Annotated in this window: 8 protein-coding genes and 1 pseudogene; 6 read left to right on the top strand and 3 right to left on the bottom strand. The window is 70.2% G+C overall.

The window, feature by feature from the left end:
- The first annotated feature begins 206 nt into the window (after nt 1-206).
- Complete coding sequence (locus ABTZ89_RS31050; protein WP_270950534.1) at nt 207-602, top strand: DUF3817 domain-containing protein; 396 nt, start codon at nt 207-209, stop codon at nt 600-602.
- A complete protein-coding gene (locus ABTZ89_RS31045; protein ID WP_351051393.1) occupies nt 599-1,543 on the top strand; it encodes a heme o synthase in 945 nt (314 codons plus the stop codon). The genes ABTZ89_RS31050 and ABTZ89_RS31045 overlap by 4 nt, the downstream gene beginning before the upstream one ends.
- A gap of 111 nt (nt 1,544-1,654) precedes the next feature.
- Here ABTZ89_RS31045 and ABTZ89_RS31040 read toward each other — a convergent pair whose 3' ends face one another.
- The 3 genes from ABTZ89_RS31040 to ABTZ89_RS31030 form a co-directional block, all read right to left on the bottom strand.
- Complete coding sequence (locus ABTZ89_RS31040) at nt 1,655-2,971, bottom strand: amidohydrolase family protein (protein WP_351051390.1); 1,317 nt, start codon at nt 2,969-2,971, stop codon at nt 1,655-1,657.
- Nucleotides 2,972-3,133: 162 nt separating this feature from the next.
- The gene (locus tag ABTZ89_RS31035) at nt 3,134-3,754 is read right to left on the bottom strand and encodes a maleylpyruvate isomerase N-terminal domain-containing protein (protein ID WP_351051387.1); all 621 of its coding nucleotides are present in this window, start codon (nt 3,752-3,754) and stop codon (nt 3,134-3,136) included.
- Nucleotides 3,751-4,485: a PIG-L deacetylase family protein gene (locus tag ABTZ89_RS31030; protein WP_351051384.1), complete on the bottom strand. Its 735-nt coding sequence runs from the start codon at nt 4,483-4,485 to the stop codon at nt 3,751-3,753. Before ABTZ89_RS31030 ends, ABTZ89_RS31035 begins: the two co-directional genes overlap by 4 nt.
- Nucleotides 4,486-4,780: 295 nt before the next feature.
- Here ABTZ89_RS31030 and ABTZ89_RS31025 point away from each other — a divergent pair, with 295 nt between their 5' ends.
- From ABTZ89_RS31025 to ABTZ89_RS31010, 4 genes and pseudogenes are all read left to right on the top strand, one after another.
- On the top strand, nt 4,781-5,329 hold the full coding sequence (locus tag ABTZ89_RS31025) for a snapalysin family zinc-dependent metalloprotease (protein WP_351051381.1): 549 nt from the start codon (nt 4,781-4,783) through the stop codon (nt 5,327-5,329).
- A 228-nt stretch (nt 5,330-5,557) separates the two neighbouring features.
- Nucleotides 5,558-6,208, top strand: a complete 651-nt coding sequence (locus ABTZ89_RS31020) for a nucleotide exchange factor GrpE (RefSeq protein WP_351051378.1) — start codon at nt 5,558-5,560, stop codon at nt 6,206-6,208.
- On the top strand, nt 6,201-7,847 hold the full coding sequence (locus ABTZ89_RS31015) for an Hsp70 family protein (RefSeq protein WP_351051374.1): 1,647 nt from the start codon (nt 6,201-6,203) through the stop codon (nt 7,845-7,847). The genes ABTZ89_RS31020 and ABTZ89_RS31015 overlap by 8 nt, the downstream gene beginning before the upstream one ends.
- Nucleotides 7,848-7,882: 35 nt before the next feature.
- Nucleotides 7,883-8,564, top strand: a pseudogene (locus tag ABTZ89_RS31010) (hypothetical protein); the annotation flags it as partial.

Here is an 8,564-nt window from a genome sequence, read left to right as displayed (position 1 = left end):
GGCTGGTCGAGGATGAGTCCGGGCCACTGGAATCCTGGTGGGGCGGGTTTGCGGCGGGTGCGTCGGCGAGCAAACCGGTCATAGGGGGCTCGCGCATGGTGTGCGGGGCCACTCGGGTCGAGGTCCGGCGCAGGCGTTGGTTTCGCGTGGCGTACGGTCTGTTGACACCGTTCTTTCTAGGCACGAGGCGGGATTGAGGGATTGGCGTGAAGCCTGGTGTGCTGATCTTCTACCGGATCATGGCGTACGTCACCGCGGTGCTGTTGATCCTCCTGTGCGCCGCGATGGTGCTCAAGTACGGGCACTACGCCGGGTTGTGGGAAGAGGGCACCTCGACCCAGCAGCTCGGGACCGACTGGACCTTCCGGATCGGTGTCGCGCACGGCTGGCTGTACATGGTGTACCTGCTCGTCGCCGTCGTCGCCACGACCCAGCTGCGCGTCCCGATCGGCCGCATGCTGCTGGTGCTGCTGGCCGGCACCATCCCGTTCGGTGCGTTCGTCGCCGAGCGCAAGGTGACGCACTGGCACGAGCTGCGGATGGCGGGCAAGCCGTTGACCGAGCCGCACACCCGGACCGCGGAGGAATCGCCGGCCTCATGACAGCAACCCACGAGTCCGCCTCGGCATCCGCTGAAGCCGCCGCACCCGCTGCCGGGCGCCGGCGCGGTGTCGTCGCCGCCTACTTCGCGCTGACCAAGCCGCGCGTCATCGAGCTGCTGCTGGTCACCACGGTCCCCGCTATGTTCCTCGCGCAGCGCGGCATCCCGTCGCCGTGGCTGGTGATCGTGACGCTGGTCGGCGGCGCCATGTCCGCCGGTAGCGCCAACGCGCTCAACTGCGTCGCGGACTCCGACATCGACGCGGTGATGCACCGGACCAAGAAGCGCCCGCTGGTGCGCTACGAGGTGCCGCGCCGCAACGCGCTGATCTTCGGCATCGCGCTCGGCGTGGTGTCCTTCGCCGTGCTGTGGGCGGGTGCGAACCTGCTGGCCGCGGTGCTGGCCACCAGCGCGATCCTGTTCTACGTCTTCGTCTACACCCTGGTGCTCAAGCGTCGGACCTCGCAGAACATCGTGTGGGGCGGCGCTGCGGGCTGCATGCCGGTGGTGGTCGGCTGGGCCGCGGTCACCGGCAAGGTGGAGTGGCCCGCGCTGGTGATGTTCGGCGTGGTGTTCCTGTGGACGCCGCCGCACTTCTGGTCGCTGGCCATGAAGTACAAGGACGACTACGCCCGCGCCGGGGTGCCGATGCTGCCGGTGGTGGCCACCACCCGCCAGGTGTCGGCCCGCATCCTGGCCTACAGCTGGGCGACGGTGGGCTGCACGCTGCTGCTGGTCCCGGTGACCAGCTGGGTCTACGTGGCCTTCGCGGTGCTGGCCGGAGCGGCGTTCCTGATCGTCGCGCAGCGGCTGCACACCGCGGTGCGCAACGGCAAGGCCGTCAACCCGATGAAGCTCTTCCACCTGTCGAACTCGTACCTGGCCCTGCTCTTCGTGGCCATCGCGGTCGACGCGGCGGTCGGTCTGCCCGTCCTGGGCTGAGCCCCGCCGCGAAGCGGCGAAAGCGAACGGGCCGTTCACCTCTGTACGCGAGGTGAGCGGCCTTTTTCGCGTCCTCGAGCGGCCTGCGAGCCGGGAACTCATCGGTGCCGCTCACGCACGGTGCAACGCCGTGGTCACCTGGGTCCGGGCGACGAGTCGGCCGCGGTGGAAGACCGCGCGGTCCTCGGTCGCGCCCGCCACGGCCTCGTCCAGATCCGCTGCGCGAATCGCGAGGAGCTCTGCCGGGTCGCCCGGGCGCAGGCCCACCGGCGGCAGGTTCAGCACGGTCCTGGCCTGGTCGGACACCGCCGCGTAGGCCGCTGCGGTGTCGAGGTGGCCCGCCGCGACCAGCAGCGAGGCGATCTCGAACGGATCCGCCCGGCCGACAGCGTTGAACGGGTCCCGCCAGTTGTCGCCACCACCGGCTAGCACGGCGCCCGCTCGGCGCAGCGCGTCGATGGCCGTCAGCCCGCGCGGCACCCGGATACCGCTCTCGCGCCCCTGCAGGTACAGGTTGGTCTGCGGCAGCGTGATCACCGCGACACCCGCGGCCGCCGCCTCCTTCGCTACCAGGTCCGCGGTCTCCGGGTCCTGCTGGCCGAGGCTCACGCAGTGCGATGCGGCGACCTTCCCGCCCATGCCCGCGCGGGCGGTCTCCGCGATCAGCTCCCGCAGCGAGAGCACGTTCGCATCGGTGGTCTCGTCGGTGTGCAGGTCGACCAGCCGCCCGTGTTCCTTCGCGGCGGCGAGGTATTCGCGCACCGCCTGGGCCGGGTCGGGGTCGGCGTAGGGCAGGCCGCCCACGACGTCGGCACCCAGCCGCAGGCCTTCGTCCAACAACTCGCGGGCCTGGGCGCCGGCCGCGCCGGAGACCGGGCCGACGAACGCCACCACTTGGAGGTCGACGATGTCGGCGTACTGCTGCCGCAGGTCGAGCAGCACCTTCAGCGGTCGCGTGCCGTTCTTCGCGTTGACGTCCACGTGCGTGCGGATCGCGGTGTAGCCGTGCCGCACGGCCAGTTCGATGCCCCGGCTCGCCCGTTCCCGCACGTCTTCGTCGGTCATCGTGGGCGCGAGCGCCGACATGACCTCGATCGCCCCCGCCAGGTCGCCGGTCGGGTTCGGCACCCGCCGCCCCAGGAACGCTTTGTCCAGGTGCGCGTGCGTTTCCGCCCCGGACGGCAGCAGCAGGTAACCGGCGAGGTCGAGCTCGTCCGCTCCCTCGCCGTCCCCGCCTATCGCGGCTATCTTGCCCTGGTCCAGCAGCACATCGGCGCGGCGGCCGTCGGGCAAGGTGGTACCGCGCAACAACAAACGGTCACCAGTCGGGCCCGTGGCGGATCCGCCTGTGCACGCGGCGGCACCGGCGGCGATCAGCGCACCGGCCATCACCGCGCGCCGGGAAATCTGCGTGTTCTGAGCAGCCAAGCCTGTCAATTCGATCCCAACCGTCGGCGGGCGCCAAGCACCCTCGGGAGCGTTCGCGGGGGCTCCCTCGACACCGGCCGGGATGATCACCGTAGCGGCTCGACCACGCGCTGACATGCCACCGTTCGGACGCAGTGGGCGACGGCAGCTGTCATCCCCTGATCAGTGCAGCACCGGGAACACCGCCGGGGTTCCGCGTCCGGTGGCGGCGTCGACGAGGGCGACCGGGTCGGCGGTCTCGGCCAGCAGGCGCACCGTCTCGCGCACCGGGGCACCGGCCATGGGACCCGGTGTCGGGAGGTCCAGCGCGGTGGCCATGTCGAAGTAGTGCACCACGGCCTCCATCGTGAAGATCCGGAGCGCTTCACCCGCGGGCACCACGGCCAGCCCGCCGTAGTCGACCTTGCGGTTCAGGTCGGTGGTGCGCAGCGCGGCGATGACCGCCGGCGCGACGTCGGTGAACTGCTCGACCAGCTCGGCGGTCGGGCTCTCGGCCCGTCGGATCGCTTCGGTGCGGACCTCCTCGCAGGTCTGGTCCGCGATGCCGCCCGGCTGCTGCATGAAGGCGAGCAGTTCGGCGGCGTCGGCGTGCGTCACCGGGGCAGCGGGTTCGGGCGCTTCGATCCCGGCCGCGGTGCCCGCGGGGAAGTCGCTGTGGTGGGCGAAGACGTCCTGGACCGACCAGTCGGGCAGCCGGGTCGGGCGGCGCCACTGCGCCTCGTCCAGCTCGCGGCCGAGTGCGGCCCACGCCTGCCAGGCCTGCTCCAGCGCATCGACGATCATTCGGCTCCAATCAGTTCGAAGGTCGCGCACGGTTGGCCGCCGAAGCGGGCGGCGTGGTGCTGGGCGGACTCCAGCACGATGCGGCGGGCGTGCTCCTCGGCCGGTTCGTCGCTCAGGGCCTCCAGGTAGGTCTGGTGCGCCGCCAGCGAGGCCACCCCCTGTTCCAGGTAGTCGGCGATGCCCACCGCGTGGGTCGGGTTCGGCGATGCGGCGATGCCGATCCAGCGCACGCCCTGCCACGGCTCGTAGCCCTGTTCGAGGAGATCGGGGAAGATCCACCGGTTCCCGGCGTCGGCGACCGCGTCCAGGGCGGCCCGGCCCACCGCGCGGTGGTCGGCGCTGTTCCAGCTCCCCGGGCCCCAGGAATCGTGGTGGTTGAGGGTGATCACCAGACCTGGTCGGTGCTCGCGGATGGCGCGGCAGAGGTCCTGGCGCAGCCGGAGGCCGTACTCGATCACGCCGTCCTGGTGGTCCAGGAACTCCACCGAGTGCACGCCGACCTTGGCGGCGCTCGCGTGCTGCTCGAGCTCGCGCAGCGGCGCGGCCTCCGACGGGGCTAGGCCGTCGATGCCCGCCTCGCCGCGGGTCACCAGCAGGTAGGCGACGTCGTGGCCGGATGCGGTCCAGGCGGCGACCGCGCCCGAGCAGCCGTACTCCAGATCGTCCGGGTGCGCGACGATCGCCAGCGCCTGCTGCCAGTCGGTCGGCACGGGTTCCAGCTCCTCGACCATCTCACTGCCTCCTGGGAAAGCTGCGGTCGATCAGAGTGTGGCGCAGCAGGGCCGGTGCGGCCGCATGTTTTCTCGGACAGCTGAGAAAAGCCGCTCATACCTGCGGGAACTGTGCGGTACGACACGCGGGCGGTGTGTCGGATTCCGTGCCGGAATTGCTGTCCCCAGCTTTTTCCGCCCGTTATCCGGCAAATTCGCGCAGTGGCATCTCTACGCCACCTAGACGTCGTTGGTGATCGGTCGCAATACGTTCGTCAAAGACCGAGATCCGGACGGCTAAGGGAGGTTGGTGCAGATGATCCTGCCCAGGACGCTGCGGCCCGTTGTCGGCTTGTTCATCGCTTTCCTGCTGGCTTTGGGAGTTCCGGTGGTGGCCTCGGCCGCCCCGGAGAACGTGCGGGTGGTCACCTACGACGCGGGCCAGTCCGCGGAGTTCCGCGACGCGGTGGACGCCGGTGCGAAGGTGTGGAACGACAACGTGCAGAACGTCAAGTTCGAGCCGGCCAACGGCGGCGCCGCCGACGTCGTGGTGCTCGCCGACGACGGTTGGCCGCGCACCGAGATGCGCGGGCTCGGCGAGGGCACGGTGTGGATGGGGCGCCAGGCGGTCAACGAGGGCCACGACACGATCCGCATCGCCGCGCACGAGCTCGGGCACATCCTCGGGCTGCCGGACAACCGCACCGGTGTGTGCGAGGACCTGATGTCGGGCGCCAGCGCCGGTCCGACGTGCACCAACTCGAAGCCGAACCCCGACGAGATCGCCGAGGTCGAGCGCAACTTCGCCGACGGCGTGCGGCTGGCTCCGCGCCTGTTCACCGAAGACGTGCTCGCCCTGTGGTGAGCACGCGGGCTGCGGTGGTCATCGCCCCGACCACCGCAGCCCAGCAGGTCATCCGCCGTGAGCACTTTGCGGGGCCATAGCACCGGAAAGTGCTCACGGGAACCGTTCTCGCCGTCGCATCGTCGAAATCGGTGAATCCAGCTCAGGTCGGGGTGGGGCCGGGCTAGGCTTGGTGATCATCATCCGGTCACCCGTGCGACGACGGCGAGCAGCGAGGCGGGCGAAGCGATGCACGACCAGCCAGGGCAGGACGACCAGCGTGAGGAGGCCGCGGCCGCCGCGCCGGACGACGCCGCCGAGTTACCGGAAACTCCCGAACCGGTTGACACCGCGGGAGAAACGCCGGACCCGGTCGCCGAGATCGCCGGGGCGGTTTCCGAGCTGACCGACCAACTGCGCCAGCACCACGACCGGGCCGCTGCGCGGGAACGGGTCATCGACAAGCTGCACGCCGAGGTGGAGCGGTTGCGCGCCGGGGAGCAGAACCTGCTGCTGCGCCCGATCACCACCGATCTGCAGAACCTCCGCAAGGACCTGCTGCACCAGGCCCGCACCCTGCCGCCCGAGCTCAGTCGGCAGCAGGTCGCCGACCTGCTCGAATCCTTCGCGCTGAGCGCCGAGCAGGCGCTGGAGCGCTGCGGCAGCGCGCCGATCCGGCCCGAGGTGGGCGCGGAGTTCTCCGCCCGCGAGCACCGGGCCGTGAAAACCCTGCCCGCCGAGGAACCCGAGCAGCACGAGCGGATCGCCCTCGTGGTCTCCGACGGCTACCTCGACACCACGACCGACCGCGTGACCGTCCCCGCGCGCGTGCACGTGTACCGCTGGAGCGCGACCACCGAGAACGACCCGCGAGCAGAGGGGATGAGCGCTGATGTCTGACGGCGATCTGCAGGTGTTCGGCATCGACCTGGGCACCACCTATTCGGCCATCGCCTACGTCGACGAGACCGGTCGCCCCGCGGTGTGCCGCAACACCGACAGCAGCGAGACGACCCCGTCGGTGGTGTTCTTCGAGAACGAGTCGAACGTGGTCGTCGGCTCGGTGGCGAAGAACTCCGCGATCATCGACCCGGACCGGGTGGTGTCGCTGATCAAGCGGCAGATGGGCAGCGAGGCCGAGTTCGAGTTCGACGGCAGCACCTACACCCCGGAGTCCATCTCCGCGCTGATCCTCAAGCAGCTCGCGCAGGACGCCGCCGCGCACACCGGTGGTGAGGTGGCCCGCGCGGTGATCACCGTGCCCGCGTACTTCGGCATGCAGGAGCGCAGCGCCACCAAGCAGGCCGGCACCATCGCCGGGCTCGACGTGATCGGCATCGTGCCCGAGCCGGTCGCCGCCGCGTTGCACTACGAGGCCACCACCGGGGCCGACGACAAGACGATCCTGGTCTACGACCTGGGCGGCGGCACCTTCGACACCACGGTGATCCGGGTGTCCACCGACGAGATCGTGGTGGTGTGCACCGACGGCGACGACCACCTCGGCGGCGCGGACTGGGACCTGCGGCTGCGCAACCACCTGCTGGCGAAGTTCCAGGAGCAGGCTCCCGACGACGTCGAGGTGGAGGACGACGAGGAGTTCCTGCAGTCGCTGGCGACCACCGCCGAGGACACCAAGAAGCAGCTGTCCAAGGCGGAATCCCGCGCGGTCGCGCTGCGCGGTGCCGGGGTCAGCGCGCGGGTGGAGGTGAGCCGCGCGCAGTTCGAGACCGAGACCCAGGACCTGCTGGACAAGACGGTCGACATCGTCAAGCGCACGCTGGCCACGCTGGAGTCCAAGGAGCCCGGCACGAAGATCGACGAGGTGCTGCTGGTCGGCGGTGCCACGAAGATGCCCGCGGTCACCGAGCGGCTGCGCGCCGAGTTCGGCTGGGACCCGAAGCTGCACGATCCGGACCTGGCGGTGGCCAAGGGCGCCGCGCTCTACGCGCTCGGCCGGGTGGTGCACCGGGAGGCGTCCGAGGACGGGTCCGCCGGTGTGTCCGAAGCCGTGCGGAACGTGGCTCAGCAGACCGGGATTTCGGTTCGGGCGCTGGAGAACCTGGCCGCCAAGCAGACCCGCAACGTGCTGCCCAAGGCCTTCGGCGTGAAGGTCGTCGACTCCTCCGACCCGGACTGGCGCAGCAAGCCCCTGCAGCACATCGTCAAGCACATGGTGCACGCGAACGACTCGCTGCCCACCGAGGAGCGCACGCTGGAGACGGCCACCGTCCAGGAGGGCCAGACCGGGGTGAGCATCGAGCTCTACGAGCAGTCCGGGGTGGTCGCCGGTCCGGATCTGGCGGAGAACAAGGAGATCAGCGAGGGCAAGGGGCTCATCGACGGGCTGCCGCCGATGCCGATCGGCTCCCCGGTGAACATCCGCATGACCGTCGACGACGAGGGCCTGCTCGAACTCACCGCCACCGAACCGTCCACCGGGAAGTCCCTGGACATCAAGGTCCGGGTCAGCGTCCGAAGCGATGAAGAGGTCCAGGAAGCAGCCAAGAAGATCGCCGGCATCACGGTTTCCGGCTGAGCCTCGACAAGAACCCTTCTCGGAGACGGGCTGCGATGCTGGTTTTTGATCCGAAGGCGTACGAGCGGGAAGTGGTGCGGCCGTTGCGGGGGCGCAGCGGCCGATTACCGGACGATCTGCTCACCCGGTACGCGATCGGGGCCGACTTCTCCGACGCGGACCTGGTGCAGCGGTTGTCGCAGGTCCGCTCGCACTGGAACAAGAGCGCCCAGTCCACCGCCAAGTCCAGCTTCACGACCAGCGTCTACAAGGCGTTCCTGCGCGAGGACGAGGAGCTGCGCCGCGAGCACGGCGCGGCGATGGAGCGGATGTCGTGGTGGCGCGCGCGGGACGACGACCGGGCGGCCGCCGGGCGGGCGCAGATCGACGAGCTCGCCCAGATGCTCCGGACCAACTTCGGCGAGGTCGGGCTGATCACGCCTGGTCAGCTGGAGGCGATGCGCGAGGCGTTCGGCCAGCTCGCGCCCGCTGAAGTCGGCGAGGCGCTGGCCAAGGCAGGCGTGCGGACGCAGGCCCCGCTGGACCTGCCGAAGACCTCCGGTCTGCCGGACACCCTGTTCCGGCGGTTGAAGGAACTGCTGGCCGATGCCGAGGTCACCGGCATCCCGGAGCTGCTGCACGGCAAGCTCAAGAGACGGCGGCCTGCTCCCGCCATTGCCGCAGCAGTGCGCCCACCGGGCGAGGTTCCACCGTCGTCACACCACGACAGTAGCCAGC

It is taken from the genome of Saccharopolyspora sp. NPDC002686 (genome assembly GCF_040295745.1).
Taxonomy (GTDB): domain Bacteria; phylum Actinomycetota; class Actinomycetes; order Mycobacteriales; family Pseudonocardiaceae; genus Saccharopolyspora; species Saccharopolyspora oryzae.
Note: the sequence above shows the minus strand (reverse complement) of the source record. Positions and strands in the feature narration are given on the sequence as shown.